Consider the following 18,180-nt stretch of genomic DNA (forward strand, 5'->3'; position numbering starts at 1 on the left):
CTCGAATTTGTAGGCCTGTGCAAGCGAAGCGCCGCCAGGCAAAATGCGCGTTTATAAAGAGCGCACGGAACGTTAAATACCTGACTAAAACAGTCAAGTAAATAGTTGACCATTTTAGTCAGGAATGTCAGACTTGGCCCTGCTATGCGATACCACCATTTTAATTACAACCCCGGGCAGGGGCGAGTTTGAGGTTAAGTAAGACATGAGACTGACATCTAAAGGGCGTTATGCCGTGACCGCGATGCTGGACGTTGCGCTCAACTCCGAAGCGGGCCCGGTTCCGTTGGCTGATATTTCTGAACGTCAGGGAATTTCACTTTCCTACCTGGAACAGCTGTTCTCCCGCCTGCGTAAAAATGGACTGGTTTCCAGCGTACGTGGCCCGGGCGGCGGTTATCTGCTCGGTAAAGAAGCCGGTAGCATCGCGGTTGGCGAAGTGATCAGCGCAGTAGACGAATCTGTCGACGCGACCCGTTGTCAGGGTAAAGGCGGCTGCCAGGGCGGCGATAAATGCCTGACCCACGCGCTGTGGCGTGATCTGAGCGATCGTCTGACCGGCTTCCTGAATAACATCACCCTCGGTGAACTGGTCAATAACCAGGAAGTGCTGGACGTCTCTGACCGTCAGCACACGCAAGAATCCCAACGCAGCACCCGCGGTCAAGACGCTATCGACGTCAAGTTACGCGCATAATAATAGAATTTCAGAATCAGGCCGGGGCATCACGCCCCGTCAACACGGTCGTACATCCAGCCGGTTGCCTGATTCATTGCATTGAGTGATGTACGGAGTTTAAGAGCAATGAAATTACCGATTTATCTCGACTACTCCGCAACCACGCCGGTGGACCCGCGTGTTGCCGAGAAGATGATGCAGTGCCTTACCCTCGACGGAACGTTTGGCAACCCGGCCTCCCGTTCTCACCGTTTCGGCTGGCAGGCTGAAGAGGCGGTTGATATCGCCCGTAATCAGATTGCAGAGCTGGTGGGCGCTGACCCACGCGAAATCGTCTTTACCTCTGGTGCGACCGAATCTGACAACCTGGCGATTAAAGGTGCAGCCAACTTTTATCAGAAAAAAGGCAAGCACATCATCACCAGCAAGACCGAGCACAAAGCGGTGCTCGATACCTGTCGTCAGCTGGAGCGTGAAGGGTTTGAAGTGACCTACCTCGCCCCACAGCGCAACGGTATTATTGACCTGAAAGAACTCGAAGCGGCGATGCGTGATGACACCGTCCTCGTTTCTATCATGCACGTGAACAACGAAATCGGCGTGGTGCAGGATATTGCGACCATCGGCGAAATGTGCCGCGCACGTGGCATTATCTATCACGTGGATGCAACTCAGAGCGTGGGCAAACTGCCTATCGATCTGAGCCAGCTGAAAGTTGACCTGATGTCCTTCTCCGGTCACAAAATCTATGGCCCGAAAGGTATCGGTGCGCTGTATGTGCGTCGTAAACCGCGTATTCGTATCGAAGCGCAGATCCATGGCGGCGGTCACGAGCGCGGCATGCGTTCCGGTACTCTGCCTGTGCATCAGATTGTTGGCATGGGTGAAGCTTACCGCATCGCCAAAGAAGAGATGGAAACCGAGATGGCACGCCTGCGTCAGCTGCGTAACCGTCTGTGGGAAGGCGTGAAAGATATGGAAGAGGTGTACCTGAATGGTGACCTCGAGCAGGGCGCGCCAAACATTCTCAACGTCAGCTTTAACTATGTTGAAGGCGAATCGCTGATCATGGCCCTGAAAGATCTGGCCGTGTCTTCCGGTTCAGCCTGTACGTCTGCGAGCCTCGAGCCATCCTACGTGCTGCGCGCACTGGGCATGACTGACGAGCTGGCACACAGCTCCATCCGTTTCTCTTTAGGTCGTTTCACTACCGAAGAAGAGATCGACTACACCATCGCGCTGGTACAGAAATCCATCGGTCGTCTGCGTGAACTGTCTCCACTGTGGGATATGTTTAAGCAGGGCGTGGACTTGAACAGCATTGAATGGTCGCATCACTAATCGGAACCCTTTAAGGAGAATTCATCATGGCTTACAGCGAAAAAGTTATCGATCATTACGAGAATCCACGCAACGTCGGTTCTTTTGACAACAGCGACGATAGCGTCGGAAGCGGCATGGTCGGCGCACCGGCCTGCGGCGACGTGATGAAGTTGCAGATTAAAGTCAACAATGAAGGTATCATTGAAGACGCGCGCTTCAAGACCTACGGCTGCGGTTCAGCTATCGCGTCCAGCTCTCTCGTTACCGAGTGGGTAAAGGGCAAATCCCTGGACGAAGCACAGGCTATCAAGAACACCGATATTGCCGAAGAACTCGAACTGCCGCCGGTAAAAATTCACTGCTCTATCCTGGCAGAAGACGCGATCAAAGCCGCCATTGCGGACTATAAAAGCAAACGTGAAGCAAAATAATTGAGGTTGTTGTTATGTCGATTACCCTTAGCGACAGCGCTGCCGCGCGAGTAAGTGCCTTCCTGGCTAACCGGGGCAAAGGCTTCGGTTTGCGTCTGGGTGTGCGGACCTCCGGTTGCTCTGGTATGGCTTACGTGCTGGAGTTTGTCGATCAACCGGAAGCAGAAGATACGGTGTTCGAAGACAAAGGCGTGAAGGTTGTGGTCGATGGCAAAAGCCTGCAGTTCCTCAATGGCACTGAACTGGACTTCGTCAAAGAAGGCCTGAACGAAGGGTTTAAATTTACCAACCCGAACGTTAAAGATGAGTGCGGTTGCGGCGAAAGCTTCCACGTTTAATCACGCGTAAGATAACCCCACGGTGGCCTGGCTGCCTGTGGGGTTTGCTTTTTCAGAGATAGCTATGGACTACTTCACGCTCTTTGGCCTGACTGCCTCTTATCACCTCGATAGCCAGCAGCTTGCCACACGCTTTCAGGATTTACAGCGCCAGTTCCATCCGGACAAATTCGCCAGCCACTCCTCTGCAGACCAGCTCGCTGCGGTGCAACAATCCGCGACCATTAATCAGGCCTGGCAGACGCTGCGTAACCCGCTGACCCGCGCGGAATACCTGCTGTCGTTGCACGGTTTTGATTTGGCAAGCGAACAGCACACGGTACGCGACACGGCATTTTTGATGGAGCAACTGGAGCTTCGCGAAGAGCTGGATGAGATTGACCGTGCCAAAGATAGCGCCCGTCTGGACGCCTTCATGCGCCGCGTGAAAAGCATGTTCGACACGCGCCATCAGCAGATGGTGGCGGAACTCGATAATAAAACGTGGGACAGCGCGGCGGACACCGTGCGTAAACTGCGTTTTCTCGATAAACTGCGCAGCTCAGCAGAACAACTCGAAGAAAAGCTGCTCGATTTTTGATTTTGGAAGCTTATCAACATGGCCTTATTGCAAATCAGTGAGCCTGGTCTGAGTGCTGCGCCGCATCAGCGTCGTCTGGCGGCGGGTATTGACTTAGGCACCACCAATTCTCTGGTCGCTACCGTGCGTAGCGGCCAGGCCGAAACGCTGGCCGACCATCAAGGCCGTCACCTGCTGCCATCCGTGGTGCACTATCACGCGCAGGGGTACGATGTGGGCTATGACGCCCGCACTAACGCAGCCCTCGATCCGGTCAACACCATCAGCTCGGTAAAACGTTTGATGGGCCGCTCGCTTGCCGATGTGCAGACGCGCTACCCGCATCTGCCTTATCAGCTGCAGGCAAGTGAAAACGGCCTGCCAATGCTGGCGACCAACGCCGGCCTGCTGAACCCGATTCGCATCTCCGCCGATATCCTCAAAGCCCTGGCGGCCCGCGCGACCGAAGCGCTGGAAGGCCAGCTGGATGGCGTGGTGATCACCGTCCCGGCCTATTTTGATGATGCGCAGCGCCAGGGCACCAAAGATGCCGCGCGTCTGGCAGGCCTGCACGTGCTGCGTCTGCTCAACGAACCGACCGCGGCGGCCATCGCTTATGGTCTGGATTCCGGTCAGGAAGGGGTGATTGCGGTCTACGATCTCGGCGGCGGCACCTTTGATATCTCGATTCTGCGCCTCAGCCGTGGGGTGTTCGAAGTGTTAGCCACCGGCGGGGATTCCGCGCTGGGCGGCGACGATTTCGACCACCTGCTGGCAGATTTCATCCGCGAACAGGCAGGCATCACCTCGCGCAGCGACAACCGCGTCCAGCGTGAACTGTTAGACGCCGCCACTGCCGCCAAAATTGCGCTCAGCGATGCCGACCGCGTTCGCGTCGACGTCGCGGGCTGGCAGGGGGAAGTTACCCGTGCCCAGTTCGACGAGCTGATTTCCGCGCTGGTTAAACGTACGCTGCTGGCGTGCCGTCGTGCGCTGAAAGATGCGGGCGTAGAACTCGACGAAGTGAAAGACGTGGTGATGGTCGGCGGTTCAACCCGTGTGCCATTAGTGCGTGAACGGGTGGGCGAATTCTTTGGCCGTACGCCGCTGACCTCCATCGACCCGGACAAAGTGGTTGCCATCGGTGCCGCTGTTCAGGCGGATATTCTGGTTGGCAACAAGCCGGACAGCGAAATGTTGCTGCTGGATGTGATCCCGCTGTCGCTCGGTCTTGAGACCATGGGCGGCCTGGTGGAGAAAGTCATTCCACGCAACACCACCATTCCGGTGGCGCGTGCGCAGGAGTTCACCACCTTTAAAGACGGCCAGACCGCGATGTCCATCCATGTGATGCAGGGTGAGCGCGAGCTGGTGCAGGACTGCCGTTCTCTGGCGCGCTTTGCGCTGCGGGGGATCCCGGCAATGCCGGCGGGCGGGGCGCATATTCGCGTAACCTTCCAGGTGGATGCCGATGGCCTGCTGAGCGTCACGGCGATGGAGAAATCCACCGGCGTAGAAGCCTCGATTCAGGTGAAACCGTCCTACGGTCTGAGCGATACCGAAATCGCCTCAATGATTAAGGACTCGATGAGTTTCGCTGAACACGACGTGCAGGCGCGTATGCTCGCCGAACAGAAAGTCGAAGCCGCGCGCGTGCTGGAAAGCCTGAATGGTGCGCTGGCCGCGGATGCCGCACTGCTGAGCGCCGAAGAACGCAAAGCGATTGACGACGGTATCTCTGCGTTGCAGATTGCCGCCGCAGGCGATAATGCCGACGACATTAAAGAAGCCATTAAAAATATCGACACACAAACCCAGGAATTTGCCGCACGCCGCATGGACCAGTCGGTCCGTAAAGCGCTGAAAGGCCAGTCCGTGGACGAGGTTTAATATGCCAAAGATTGTTTTTCTGCCACATCAGGACCTCTGTCCGGATGGCGCAGTTTTAGAAGCGAAGAGCGGTGAAACCATTCTTGACGTTGCCCTGCGTAACGGCATCGAGATTGAACACGCCTGTGAGAAATCCTGCGCCTGTACCACCTGCCACTGCGTGGTTCGTGAAGGCTTCGACTCCCTGCAAGAAAGCACGGAAGACGAAGACGACATGCTGGACAAAGCCTGGGGTCTGGAGCCGGAAAGCCGTTTAAGCTGCCAGGCGCGTGTGGCTGACGAGGACCTGGTCGTCGAGATGCCACGCTACACCATTAACCACGCACGCGAGCACTGATATGGCGCTGAAATGGACCGACAGCCGTGAAATCGGCGAAGCCTTGTACGACGCGTACCCGGACACCGATCCGAAGACCGTCCGCTTCACAGATATGCATCAGTGGATTTGCGCTCTGGAAGATTTTGAGGATGATCCCAACGCATCCAATGAAAAAATTCTCGAGGCGATTCTGTTAGTCTGGCTAGACGAAGCAGAATAATTTTCGCTAAATGATCATCAGGGCTGCCTCTTGGCGGCCCGTTTGCTCAATAAGGATAAGACCTATGACCGAAGCGATGAAAATTACGCTGTCGACCCAGCCTGCCGATGCGCGCTGGGGCGAGAAAGCCACGTATAGCATTAACAACGACGGCATTACCCTGCACCTGAACGGCAACGACGATCTGGGCCTGATCCAGCGTGCAGCGCGCAAAATCGACGGCATGGGCATCAAACATGTCGCGCTGGCGGGCGAAGGCTGGGATACCGATCGCAGCTGGTCCTTCTGGGCCGGTTACAAAGGGCCGAAAGGCAGCCGAAACGTGGAATGGGCGACGCTGGACGACGCGCAGAAAAGCGAGCTGGAAAACCGTCTGGCGATCGTCGACTGGGTTCGCGACACCATCAACGCCTCCGCCGAAGAGTTAGGCCCGGAACAGCTTGCCGCTCGCGCAGTGGACCTGCTGTGCCGCTTTGGCTGTGACAACGTTCGCTACCGCATCACTAAGGGCGAAGATCTGCGCGAGCAGGGCTACATGGGGATCCACACCGTAGGCCGTGGTTCTGAACGTGCGCCGGTGCTGCTGGCTCTGGACTACAACCCGACCGGGGACGACAACGCGCCGGTGTACGCGTGCCTGGTGGGCAAAGGCATCACCTTTGATTCCGGTGGCTACAGCATCAAGCAGAGTGCGTTCATGGATTCCATGAAGTCCGACATGGGCGGCGCGGCGCTGGTCACCGGGGCACTGGCGTTTGCCATCACCCGTGGCCTGAACAAGCGCGTGAAGCTTTACCTGTGCTGTGCAGACAACATGGTCAGCGGCAACGCCTTCAAACTGGGCGACATCATCCGTTATCGCAACGGCAAAAACGTTGAAGTGATGAACACCGACGCCGAAGGCCGTCTGGTTCTGGCCGATGGTCTGATTGACGCCTGTGCACAGAAACCGGAACTGATAATCGATGCTGCCACTCTGACCGGGGCGGCGAAAACTGCGCTGGGTAATGATTATCACGCGCTGTTCAGCTTCGACGACAAACTGGCTGCCCGCCTGATGGCCAGCGCAGCGGCAGAAAACGAGCCGTTCTGGCGTCTGCCACTGGCGGAGTTCCACCGCAGCCAACTGCCGTCTAACTTTGCTGAACTGAACAACACCGCCAGCGCTGCTTATCCGGCAGGTGCCAGCACTGCGGCAGGTTTCCTGTCTCACTTTGTGGAAAACTACCACCAAGGCTGGCTGCACATTGACTGCTCGGCGACCTACCGTAAATCGGCGGTAGAGCAGTGGGCCGCAGGTGCAACCGGTCTTGGCGTGCGCACTATTGCGAATCTGTTGACCGCTGAGTAATCGTCTTGCCCGGCGGCGCTGCGCTTGCACGGGCCTACGGATGATGTAGACCGGGTAAGCGCAGTGTTTGCACGGGCGTACGGATGATGTAGACCGGGTAAGCGCAGTGTTTGCACGGGCGTACGGATGATGTAGACCGGGTAAGCGCAGTGTTTGCACGGGCGTACGGATTTGTAGGCCGGGTAAGCGCAGCGTTTGTATGGGCGTACGGATTTGTAGGCCGGGTAAGCGCAGCGCCACCCGGCATTTTTGTGAAGTAGTGAGCTTATGTCCGAAACCAAAAACGAATTAGAAACCTTACTGGAACAGGCGGCGACCGAACCCGCTCATCGTCCGGCTTTCTTCCACGCACTGCTTGAGTCCACGGTCTGGGTCCCAGGCACGGCGGCGGAAGGCGAGCAGGTAGTGGAAGACAGTGCCCTGGATTTACAGCACTGGGAAAAAGATGACGGCACCTCGGTCGTCCCGTTCTTCAGCTCACTCGAGGCATTACAGCAGGCGGTTGAAGACGAGCAGGCTTTTGTGGTGATGCCGGTGCGTACGCTGTTTGAAATGACCCTCGGCGAGACGCTGTTCCTCAATGCTAAACTGCCGACCGGGAAAGAGTTCACCCCGCGTGAAATCAGCCATCTGATGGAAGAGGAAGGCAACCCGCTGAGCAGCCAGACGGTGCTGGAAGGCGGCGCATCGTTGCTGCTGTCCGAAGTCACCGAGCCGCCAGCGCAAATGGTGGATTCCCTGACCACGCTGTTCAAATCGCTCAAAACCGTTAAACGCGCGTTTCTGTGCTCGATTAAGGAACATGCCGACGAGCAGCCTAACCTGCTGATTGGTATTGAAGCGGAAGGCGATATCGAGGAGGTTATCCAGGCTGCGGGCAGTGTGGCAACGGATACGCTGCCGGGCGATGAGCCGATTGATATTTGTCAGGTGATCGAAGGCGAGAAGGGCATCAGCCACTTCATGCTGGCGCACATCACGCCGTTCTACGAAAAGCGCTGGGGCAGCTTCCTGCGCGACTTTAAGCAGAATCGGATTATCTGATTCGCACGGGGTGAACCTTCACCCCGTTGCTTCCAGCAATAACAAATCCATCAGTAACACCAAATTCGACTCAAACGACGTCACGCCTGCGGCTTCGGCAGCGTAATGCACCGCCTCGTCATACAAGGCAAAATGCAGGTCAGCCATGCCCGCCAGGGAGTTGGCCGATGCGCGGGTAAAAGCCACTACCGTCATGCCGATGTTTTGGGCGATCTTCGCTTTATCCAACACCTGTTCCGTTTCACCGCTACGTGAAACCGCGATAAAAACCTGATAACGTGCGGCATTGCTGAGAAAGATATTCCGGCTATCGCCAGGCCCTGAAATAAACGCCGTCTTGCCTAATACCTGTAATTTCTTGGTCAGGTATTCGGCGAACAGATATGAGAATCCGGCCCCGTAGAGAAAAAAGCTCTCTTTCTGGCGCAACAAGGCGGAAAACTGCTGACGTTTCTCTTCCGTCACCCACTGAAAAGTCTGCTGATAGTTGGCAATAAATTGAGTAAACAGGGCAGGCAGCTGCGGCAAACTCTCGGCCTGGGGCGCAATGTGTGGCGTGTCGGAAAGCAACTGCTTACAGTGCCAGATAAACTCGCTAAAGCCGCTGAACCCCAGTTTCTGACACAGGCGCATAATGGTCGCGGTGGAGACAAACGTCGCCTGTGCCAGTTCGCGAACCGTGATGTTGCCCACCAGCAGCGGGTGCTCGGTGAGATGAGCCAACACGCGGTATTCCGCGCGGGTCATTGATGCCCCGCGCGTTAACAGCGTCGCCAGACGATTATCCATTACTCGGCGGGTTCAACCGGCAGGTCGTCCCGGGCACCCCATTCGCTCCAGGCTCCGTCATACAGCGCCACGCCGTTAACGCCCAGGGTAGCAAGGGCCAGAATTACCACGCATGCCGTCACCCCGGAACCACAGCTGGCGATAATCGGCTGGTGTAAATCCACGCCCTGACGTTCGAAAATAGCCCGCAGTTCGTCGGTTGTTTTCAGCTCACCTTCAAAAACTAAATCGCCCCATGGCACGTTGTACGCGCCTGGAATATGACCGCGTTTCAGGCCAGGGCGCGGTTCATCAGCCTCGGCGTTAAAGCGCGGCGCAGGTCGGGCATCAACAATTTGCGCGGTCTTTTCATGACTGACCAGCAGCACATCGGTCAGACGCTTTACCGCGCTGGCATCAAATGTAGCCTCAAATTCACCTTCCGGGAGCGAAACATCGCCCTGCTGCAACGGCAGTTCATCACGCTGCCAGCCCGCAAGACCGCCCGCCAGAATCGAAACGTGCTCCACACCGAAATTCTTTAGCATCCACCAGGCACGCGGGGCGGAAAAGAGGTTGCCTTCATCATAGACCACCAAATGTTTATCACGGCTCACGCCAAGCTCACGCATCGACACGGCAAAGGCTTCCGGACGCGGCATCATGTGCGGCAGGGGAGAGGTATGATCGGAGAGGGCTTCAATATCGAAAAATACCGCCCCTGGCAGGTGCCCGGCGCGGTATTCAGCGGCAACATCACGATGCTCCTGACCCGGCGGGGCCATACGTGCATCGAGGACCAGGACGTTCGGATCGTCGCTATGTTCAATCAACCAGTCGGCTGACACAAAATATGAGGTGGACATGTTTGCCTCCATCTTTACCCGTCATACTTCAAGTTGCATGAGCGTTGGCTACGCCTGCTCACCCCAGTCACTTATCTGAGTAAGCTCCTGGGGATTCTCAGACTTGCCGCCTTCCTGCAACTCGAATTATTTAGGGTATTTATCCAGAAAAGTGGATTGTCGGTGTTTTTTCTGACACCGACAAGCAAACCCCGTTCAACTCGCGAGCAACGCCCTATTTTTTTATCGCTTCGCCATCCTGCCAGGCTTTTTGCAATGCGGGCCAGTAATCATGGTTGGCTTCAATCATCTCATCCAGAATCGCTTTTGCGTGTTCCATGGTCGGCACGGTGCGATTGAGCGTGAAGGCTTGCAGGGCTTTTTCGTAGTTCCCTTCAATGGTGGCTTCAACCAGCAGCTGCTCGGAGGCGAGCTGCTGCTGTAACAGCGTCTGATGGAACAGCGGCACCTGGCCGACCCGCACCGGTTCTGGCCCTTCCGAGGTGATATAGGCCGGCACTTCCACCACCGCATCGTAAGGCAGGTTGACGATAGCCCCACGGTTTTCAACCATCACCAGATGGCGTTGTCGCAGGTTGAAGGCCAGTGACCGGGCCACATCGACAATAAACTCGCCGTGCACGCCAACGTGGAAAGCGTCAGACAAAATGCCGCTGCGCTTATACTCTTCTGCGGCGGCGAACAGCTTTTTCTCCCGCCCGTTCATCACTTCGTTGGCGCGGGTATAGTCCGGGTTCTGGTGCGCAACAATCTGGTTAGGCATCAGGTAATACTGCAGATACGGGTTCGGCAGATACTCCGGGAAGTTATCCATAATCGGCTTGATATTGCGCCAGGTTTTCACCCACGATGGATCGGAGTGCTGCGGATCGGTTTTGGCCGCATCTTCGGTCAGTAAACCGTATTTCGCGATATGGCGACGCAGTTCCGGCAGTTTATCTTCACCGTCGACGAGGACTCGGGTAAACCAGCCAAAGTGATTCAACCCGAAATAGTCCACTTCCAGTTTGTGACGATCGACACCCAGGATTGCGCCCATATTGCGCATGGCAGCCACCGGCATATCGCAAATGTTCAGCACCCGTGCGTTCGGGCGCAGGCGACGTACGCCTTCGGCGACGATCGCCGCCGGGTTGGAGTAGTTAACGATCCACGCTTTTTCGTGGGCATAACGATCAACCAGATCGATAAGCTCCACCATTGGCAGGATCGTGCGCAGTCCGTATGCCAGCCCGCCTGGGCCGCAGGTCTCTTGTCCTACCACGCCATGACGCAGGGGGATCTTCTCGTCCTGCTCGCGCATTTTGTACTGACCTACGCGCATTTGAGCGAACACAAAATGCGCTCCGCTAAAGGCCACTTCCGGATCGCTGGTGACCGTGAATTTGATGTCCTGGCTGTGATCGCGAATGACCTTCTCGACCACCGGGGCGATGGTGTCCTGCCGTGGGCTATCAATATCGTACAGACGAATTTCCGCGAGAGGAAAATCCTGCAAACGCACCATCAGGCTTTTGACAATCCCGGGGGTGTAGGTGCTGCCGCCACCGGCAATCGAGAGAATAAATGGGGGTTTAAACATCTTTAGCTCCTTCAGAGAAACGTCTCAACGGCTTCTCGCATTTTTTTGACATGCAGCCCGTAGACCACCTGAACGTTGTTGCCTTGTTTGATAACGGCTTTGGCTCCCGTCGCGTTAAGCCGCGGTTCATCGATGATATCGACATCCTTCACCGTGACCCGCAGACGGGTGTAGCAGTTATCCACCACTTCAATATTTTCACGCCCGCCGAGGCCTGCCACGATGGATGCGCCGAGTCCGTCGTTGTTGCCCTTGGCCTGATACTCCTGCTTGCTGTACAGGCGCGTCTCCTCATCGGCATCCTCGCGACCGGGCGTTTTCATGTTGAAATGCAGGATCAGGAAGCGGAACACAACGAAGTAGAGCGCGAACATGATTGCGCCGACCACGATGTACATTGGCCAGTTGGATTTTTCAGTACCCAGCGGCAGGTTGTAGAGGATGAAATCGATAATGCCGTTAGCCCCAATGGCGTGAACGCCCAGCAGGGAGAACAGCATCATGCCGATCCCGGTGAGCACCGCATGGACCACAAACAACAGCGGGGCGACAAACAGGAATGAGAATTCGATGGGCTCGGTGACGCCGACCAGCAGAGAGGTCAACGCCGCCGGGATCAGAATGGCTTTTGCCGCAGCCTTGCGCTCGGGTTTGGCGGTCATGTACATCGCCAGCGCCGCCGCAGGCAGACCAAACATTTTGCTGATTCCCCGCGCATCCCAGACCACGGTGCTGCTCAACTGTTTCACCTCTGGACAGGCCATTTCCGCGAAATAGATATTCCGTGCGCCCTGATACAGCGTGCCGCAGACCTCCTGCGTACCACCCAACTCGGTATACAGGAACGGGGTGTAGACCAGATGATGCAACCCGGTGGGGACCAGAATGCGCTCGAGGAAACCGTAAATCATGACTCCTACCGCGCCGGAACCTTTAATCGCCAGCGCCAGGGCACTGATCCCATGCTGTGCGAATGGCCACAGCTCGCTCATCACCACCCCGAGGATCATCGACACCGGCAACATGATGATGGCGACAAAACAGTGGCCAGAATAGATAGCCATCGCCCCGTTAAACTGTACGCCGGAGTATTTGTTGTACAGATAGCCGGAAAGCGCCCCGGTCAGGATCCCGGCAAAGACACCCATCTCCAGCACCTGCACGCCTAATACCATGCTTTGTCCGGCGGCTTTCATCTGATCTGCGGGGGCGAGTTCACCCTGAAGCTGAAGGGTGACGTTCATGGCATTGATAAACACCACAAAGGTCACCAGACCAATCAGGGCCGCGTAGCCTTTATCACGCGCCGCTAGCCCAACAGGGATCCCGACGGCGAACACCAGCGCCAGATTGACCAATACCGATACGGCCGATTTCGCAATCAGCTGACCGAAGTTCTGAATCAGCGGGTTTCCCAGAAAGGGCAGATATTCGGCAAGATTGCCGTTACCCAGCACGTTACCAAAAGCAATAAAAAGACCGACTATCGGTAAAATAAGCACCGGTCCATATAATGACTTTCCGAAGTTTTGTAGGGCATTCACGGCTCGTTTCATGATGTTCTCTCTTTATTGAACCGCGCACTCAGGGTGCGTTTCAGGCTTAAAACTAGCAGGCTTCACCCTCCGGCATCCAGATATCTTATTGTTTTAAAAACAAATGACGCCAAAGGTAACATGTAACCTTTGGCGCTGTGATCGGGGTATCAGTGGGCAAGCGTGGGGTATCCTGACGTCGTGCAAAACTCAGAATGGCTGCACAAATCAGAATTTATATGCTGTTGGTAAAAGACCAGATTAAGCATAATACTGTGTTGACGAAAATTTGAGGCTTTCTGGGCCAGGGGTTAATGGATGAAACCGTATCGTTTGGCAGCGCTGTCACTGGCGTTGCTCACCGTTTTTTCGCTGGTTGGCTGCGATAATGATGACAAGCCGCAGGCGGCAAAACCCGCCGCCTCCGCCAGCGAAACGCAGACCAAATCTGCACCGACTGCGCCAGACGCGGCCACGCTCGATAAACTGGCGGCGCAAAGCAAAGGCAAGCCGCTGGCCCTGATCGATGCCTCCGAAGTCCAGCTTGATGGTGCCGCGACGCTGGTGTTGACTTTCTCCATTCCGCTTAATCCCTCACAGGATTTTTCCAGCCGCGTGCATCTGGTTGATAAGAAAAGTGGCAAGGTTGACGGGGCCTGGGAACTGGCACCGAACCTGAAAGAACTGCGCATGCGCCACCTCGAGCCCAAGCGTAATCTGGTCTTAACCATCGATCCCGATCTGCTCGCGGTCAATAAAGCCACCTTCGATAAAAACTATGAACAGGCTATCGCTACCCGCGATATCGCCCCAAGCGTAGGCTTTGCCAGTCGCGGTTCGCTGCTGCCGGGCAAAGTGGTCTCCGGTCTGCCAGTGATGGCGCTTAACGTCAATAACGTTGACGTGAACTTCTTCCGCATCAAACCCGAATCACTGGCGTCATTTGTCAGCCAGTGGGAATACCGCAGTTCACTCAGCAACTGGGAATCCGATGAGCTGCTGAAAATGGCAGACCTGGTCTACACCGGGCGCTTCGATCTCAATCCTGAACGTAACACTCGTGAAAAGCTGCTGCTACCGTTAAGCGATATCAAACCGTTGCAGCAGGCGGGCGTGTATGTGGCGGTGATGAATCAGGCGGGTCATTACACCTACAGTAACGCGGCGACGCTGTTCACCCTGAGCGATATCGGGGTGTCCGCGCACCGGTATCATAACCGTCTGGATGTGTTTACCCAGAGCCTGGAAAACGGCGCGGCGCAGAGCGGAATTGACGTCCAGCTGCTGAATGACAAAGGACAAACCCTGGCGCAGGCCAACAGCGATGCGAAAGGGCACGTAAGCCTGCAAACCGATAAAGAAGCAGCCCTGCTGCTGGCACGTAAAGACGGCCAGACCACGCTGCTCGACCTGAAGCTCCCGGCCCTGGATCTGGCGGAATTTGATATCGCCGGTGCGCCGGGCTACAGCAAGCAGTTCTTCATGTTTGGCCCACGTGACCTGTATCGCCCTGGCGAAACGGTGATTGTGAACGGCCTGCTGCGCGACAGCGACGGTAAGCCGCTGCCCGATCAGCCGGTGAAACTCGAAGTGGTTCAGCCTGACGGCCAGGTGGTTCGCACCGTAATGAGCAAGGCAGTCAACGGCCTGTATCAGTTCAACTGGGCGCTGGATGCCAGCGCGGCGACCGGAATGTGGCACGTGCGTGCCAGCGCGGGCGATAACCAGAAACGCGAATGGGATTTCCACGTCGAAGACTTCATGCCTGAGCGTATGGCGCTGAGCCTAAGGCCGGAAAAAGCCCCGGTGGCCCCTGACGCAAACGTGAAGTTTGGTGTATCCGGTTACTACCTGTATGGCGCACCCGCCAACGGCAATTCCCTGCAGGGCAAACTGTTCCTGCGTCCGCTGCGTGACGCTGTCCCTGCGCTGCCGGGCTTTGAATTTGGTGATATCGCCGAGGACAATCTTTCCCGTACGCTGGACGAAGTACAGCTCAAACTCGATGCGCAGGGGCGTGGTAATGTCGAAGTCGACAGCCAGTGGCAAGAGACCCATTCTCCGTTGCAGGTAATCCTGCAGGCGAGCCTGCTGGAATCGGGCGGTCGTCCGGTCACGCGCCGTGCGGAACAGGCGGTCTGGCCTGCTGACACGCTACCGGGTATCCGTCCGCAATTCACCCGTAAAGCGGTGTACGACTACCGGACCGACACCACCGTGAATCAGCCGATGGTTGATGAAAACAGCACCGCCGGGTTTGATATCGTCTATGCCAATGCGCAGGGCGAGAAAAAAGCGGTCAGCGGTTTGCAGGTCAGACTGGTCCGTGAACGTCGTGACTATTACTGGAACTGGTCAGATAGCGATGGCTGGTTGTCCCAGTTCGATCAAAAGGACCTGGTTGAAGGCGAGCAGACGATAGATCTGAAAGCCGATGAAACCGGTAAAGTCAGCTTCCCGGTGGAGTGGGGTTCTTATCGTCTGGAAGTCAAAGCGCCGGATGACACCGTGAGCAGTATGCGTTTCTGGGCCGGGTACAGTTGGCAGGATAACAGCGACGGAACCGGTGCCGCGCGTCCTGACCGCGTGACCATGAAGCTCGATAAGCCGTCGTATAAACCAGGCGACACCATCAAGTTACACATTGCGGCCCCGGCGGCAGGCAAAGGTTATGCGATGGTCGAATCCAGTGAAGGCCCGCTGTGGTGGCAGGAAATTGATGTTCCGGCGCAAGGCATGGACTTGTCGATTCCGGTCGATCAGAAGTGGAACCGACACGACCTGTATCTCAGCACCCTGGTTATCCGCCCGGGTGACAAATCCAAATCCGCCACGCCGAAACGCGCCGTCGGCCTGCTGCATTTACCGCTCGGTGATGAAAATCGTCGTCTGAATATCGCGCTCGATGCGCCGCAGAAAATGCGTCCTAATCAGCCGCTAACGGTAAAAATCAAAGCCAGTGCCAAAGACGGCGCATTGCCTAAACAGGTCAACGTTCTGGTCTCTGCGGTAGACAGCGGAGTGCTGAACATTACCGATTACACCACGCCGGATCCGTGGAATGCCTTCTTTGGGCAGAAACGTTACGGGGCCGATATCTATGACATTTACGGTCAGGTGATTGAAGGCCAGGGCCGTCTGGCCAGCCTACGCTTTGGTGGCGATGGCGATGAACTTAAACGCGGTGGTAAACCGCCGGTGAACCATGTCACCATCGTGGCGCAACAGGCACAGCCGGTAACACTGGATGACAAAGGTGAAGGCACAGTTACCCTGCCGATTGGCGATTTCAACGGCGAACTGCGGGTGATGGCCCAGGCCTGGACCGCCGATGATTTTGGCAGCAGCGACAGCAAAGTGGTCGTTGCCGCGCCGCTGATTGCCGAGCTGAACACGCCGCGTTTCCTGGCGGGCGGGGACAACAGCCGTCTGACGATGGATGTCACTAACCTGACCGATCAGCCGCAAACCTTAACCGTGAAGTTGACCGCCAACGGGCTGCTGCAACTGCAGGGCGCACAGCCAGAGCCGTTTAATCTTCAACCCGGTGCGCGTATGACGGTGTTTATTCCGGTTACCGCGCTGGATGGCTTCGGTGACGGTGCCATACAGGCTACCGTTAGCGGCCTGACGTTGCCGGGTGAAACCTTCACCCCGCTGCAAAAAGAGTGGAAAATTGGCGTCCGTCCAGCGTTCCCGGCGCAAACCGTGAATTCCGGGATTGCCTTGCAGCCAGGGGAAAGCTGGACTGCCCCGGCTTCGCATTTGCAGGGCTTTATTCCGCAAACGCTGCAAAGCCAGTTGCTGTTTAGCGGCAAGCCGCCGCTGAATCTGGGCCGCTACATCCGTGAACTGAAAGCCTATCCTTACGGTTGCCTGGAGCAAACAGCCAGCGGCCTGTTCCCGCAGTTGTATACCAATGCTGAGCAGCTCAAAGCATTAGGCATCAAGGGCGACAGTGATGAGCTGCGTCGTGCGGCGGTGGATATCGGTATCGCCCGACTACTGCAAATGCAGCGCGACGATGGCGGGTTCTCGCTGTGGGATAAAGAAGGCTCCGAAGAGTACTGGCTAACCGCCTACGTGATGGATTTCCTGACCCGCGCGAGCGAGCAGGGCTACAGCGTTCCGGTGGACGCGATTACCAAAGGCAATAACCGCCTGCTGCGCTATTTGCAGGAGCCGGGCCTGATGACCATTCGCTACACCGAAGATAATCAGGCGAGTCGTTTTGCAGTGCAGTCTTATGCGGCACTGGTGCTGGCGCGTCAGCAGAAAGCGCCGCTGGGTGCTCTGCGCGAAATCTGGGAGCGTCATGCCCAGGCGAAAGCGGGTCTACCGCTGCTTCAGCTTGGTCTGGCCTTGAAGGCGATGGGCGATACGCCGCGCGGTAACGAGGCGATAGCGTTGGCGCAAACCACCCCGCGCAGTGATAAAAATAACTGGATGGCCGACTACGGCAGCCAGCTTCGCGATAACGCGCTAATGCTCAGCCTGCTGGAAGAGAACAAGCTGCTGCCGGATGCGCAAAATACGCTGCTCAATGAGCTGTCTCAGCAGGCATTCAGCGAGCGCTGGCTGTCCACCCAGGAGATGAACGCCCTGTTCCTGGCGGCAAAAGGCTTGCAGGATTTGCCGGGTAATTGGCAGGCGCAGACCTCGCTGCAAACGGAACCGCTGAGCGCAGACAAAGCGCAGTCGCGTAATCTGACCGCCGACCAGCTGACGTCGCTGAACGTGACAAACACCGGCTCGCAGCCGCTGTGGCTACGACTGGACAGCAGCGGCTATCCGGAATATGCGCCACAGCCTGCCAGCAATGTGCTGCGGATTGAACGCCAGTTCCTCGGCACTGACGGCCAGCTTAAATCCCTGTCGTCGCTGCGCAGTGGTGACCTGGTGCTGGTGCATCTGCAAATTAACGCCAGCCAGAACGTGCCGGATGCCTTAGTGGTTGACCTGCTGCCAGCGGGTCTGGAACTGGAAAACCAGAACCTGGCGAACAGTAGCGCCAGCCTGCAGGATAACGGGGCTGAGGTGCAGAACTTGCTCAATCAGATGCAGCAGGCCGATGTGCAGCACATTGAGTTCCGCGACGACCGCTTTGTCGCGGCGGTTGCAGTGAATGAAGGGCAGCCGGTGACGCTGGTGTATCTGGCGCGAGCCGTGACGCCGGGCTCCTACGCGGTGCCGGTGCCACAGGTGGAATCGATGTATGTTCCGCAGTGGCGTGCTACCGGGGCTGCCAGTGGGCCGCTGATTATCGTTCCGTAAG

Annotated in this window: 15 protein-coding genes; 11 read left to right on the forward strand and 4 right to left on the reverse strand. The window is 56.7% G+C overall.

Going from position 1 to position 18,180, the window contains the following annotated elements; all coding sequences use genetic code 11:
- Positions 1-205: 205 nt before the first annotated feature.
- From iscR to sseB, 10 genes are all read left to right on the forward strand, one after another.
- Positions 206-697, forward strand: coding sequence for a Fe-S cluster assembly transcriptional regulator IscR (gene iscR, locus SIK69_RS05510; RefSeq protein ID WP_319627993.1), 492 nt, complete (start codon positions 206-208; stop codon positions 695-697).
- Between the two features lie 108 nt (positions 698-805).
- Positions 806-2,020: a cysteine desulfurase gene (gene iscS, locus SIK69_RS05515; RefSeq protein ID WP_319627994.1), complete on the forward strand. Its 1,215-nt coding sequence runs from the start codon at positions 806-808 to the stop codon at positions 2,018-2,020.
- Between the two features lie 26 nt (positions 2,021-2,046).
- A complete protein-coding gene (gene iscU, locus SIK69_RS05520) occupies positions 2,047-2,433 on the forward strand; it encodes a Fe-S cluster assembly scaffold IscU (RefSeq protein WP_015703172.1) in 387 nt (128 codons plus the stop codon).
- A 14-nt stretch (positions 2,434-2,447) separates the two neighbouring features.
- Positions 2,448-2,771 (forward strand): iron-sulfur cluster assembly protein IscA, encoded by a 324-nt coding sequence (gene iscA / locus SIK69_RS05525; RefSeq protein ID WP_319627995.1) that lies wholly within the window; start codon positions 2,448-2,450, stop codon positions 2,769-2,771.
- Between the two features lie 64 nt (positions 2,772-2,835).
- Positions 2,836-3,351, forward strand: a complete 516-nt coding sequence (gene hscB / locus SIK69_RS05530) for a co-chaperone HscB (RefSeq protein WP_319785616.1) — start codon at positions 2,836-2,838, stop codon at positions 3,349-3,351.
- Positions 3,352-3,369: 18 nt separating this feature from the next.
- Complete coding sequence (gene hscA, locus SIK69_RS05535) at positions 3,370-5,220, forward strand: Fe-S protein assembly chaperone HscA (protein ID WP_319785617.1); 1,851 nt, start codon at positions 3,370-3,372, stop codon at positions 5,218-5,220.
- Position 5,221: 1 nt separating this feature from the next.
- Complete coding sequence (gene fdx, locus SIK69_RS05540) at positions 5,222-5,557, forward strand: ISC system 2Fe-2S type ferredoxin (RefSeq protein ID WP_097163279.1); 336 nt, start codon at positions 5,222-5,224, stop codon at positions 5,555-5,557.
- Position 5,558: 1 nt separating this feature from the next.
- Positions 5,559-5,759 carry a Fe-S cluster assembly protein IscX gene (gene iscX, locus SIK69_RS05545; protein ID WP_110508915.1) on the forward strand — a complete coding sequence of 67 codons (201 nt, stop codon included), beginning with the start codon at positions 5,559-5,561 and terminating at the stop codon, positions 5,757-5,759.
- A gap of 64 nt (positions 5,760-5,823) precedes the next feature.
- Entirely contained in the window at positions 5,824-7,110 is a 1,287-nt protein-coding gene (gene pepB, locus SIK69_RS05550) for an aminopeptidase PepB (RefSeq protein WP_319785618.1), read from the forward strand.
- Positions 7,111-7,377: 267 nt separating this feature from the next.
- Complete coding sequence (gene sseB, locus SIK69_RS05555; protein ID WP_319785619.1) at positions 7,378-8,154, forward strand: enhanced serine sensitivity protein SseB; 777 nt, start codon at positions 7,378-7,380, stop codon at positions 8,152-8,154.
- Positions 8,155-8,172: 18 nt separating this feature from the next.
- On the opposite strand, the gene SIK69_RS05560 is transcribed toward sseB, so the two are convergent.
- From SIK69_RS05560 to SIK69_RS05575, 4 genes are all read right to left on the reverse strand, one after another.
- Positions 8,173-8,943, reverse strand: coding sequence for a MurR/RpiR family transcriptional regulator (locus tag SIK69_RS05560; protein WP_319628000.1), 771 nt, complete (start codon positions 8,941-8,943; stop codon positions 8,173-8,175).
- The gene (gene sseA, locus SIK69_RS05565) at positions 8,943-9,788 is read right to left on the reverse strand and encodes a 3-mercaptopyruvate sulfurtransferase (protein ID WP_319785620.1); all 846 of its coding nucleotides are present in this window, start codon (positions 9,786-9,788) and stop codon (positions 8,943-8,945) included. Before sseA ends, SIK69_RS05560 begins: the two co-directional genes overlap by 1 nt.
- A 214-nt stretch (positions 9,789-10,002) precedes the next feature.
- Complete coding sequence (locus SIK69_RS05570; protein WP_319785621.1) at positions 10,003-11,370, reverse strand: 6-phospho-alpha-glucosidase; 1,368 nt, start codon at positions 11,368-11,370, stop codon at positions 10,003-10,005.
- A gap of 11 nt (positions 11,371-11,381) precedes the next feature.
- Positions 11,382-12,926, reverse strand: a complete 1,545-nt coding sequence (locus SIK69_RS05575) for a PTS transporter subunit EIIC (protein WP_319785622.1) — start codon at positions 12,924-12,926, stop codon at positions 11,382-11,384.
- 297 nt (positions 12,927-13,223) lie between these two features.
- Between SIK69_RS05575 and SIK69_RS05580 the strand changes: the two genes are divergently transcribed.
- A complete protein-coding gene (locus tag SIK69_RS05580) occupies positions 13,224-18,179 on the forward strand; it encodes an alpha-2-macroglobulin family protein (RefSeq protein WP_319785623.1) in 4,956 nt (1,651 codons plus the stop codon).
- Position 18,180 lies beyond the last annotated feature (1 nt).

Source organism: Scandinavium lactucae, assembly GCF_033843265.1.
GTDB lineage: Bacteria > Pseudomonadota > Gammaproteobacteria > Enterobacterales > Enterobacteriaceae > Scandinavium > Scandinavium lactucae.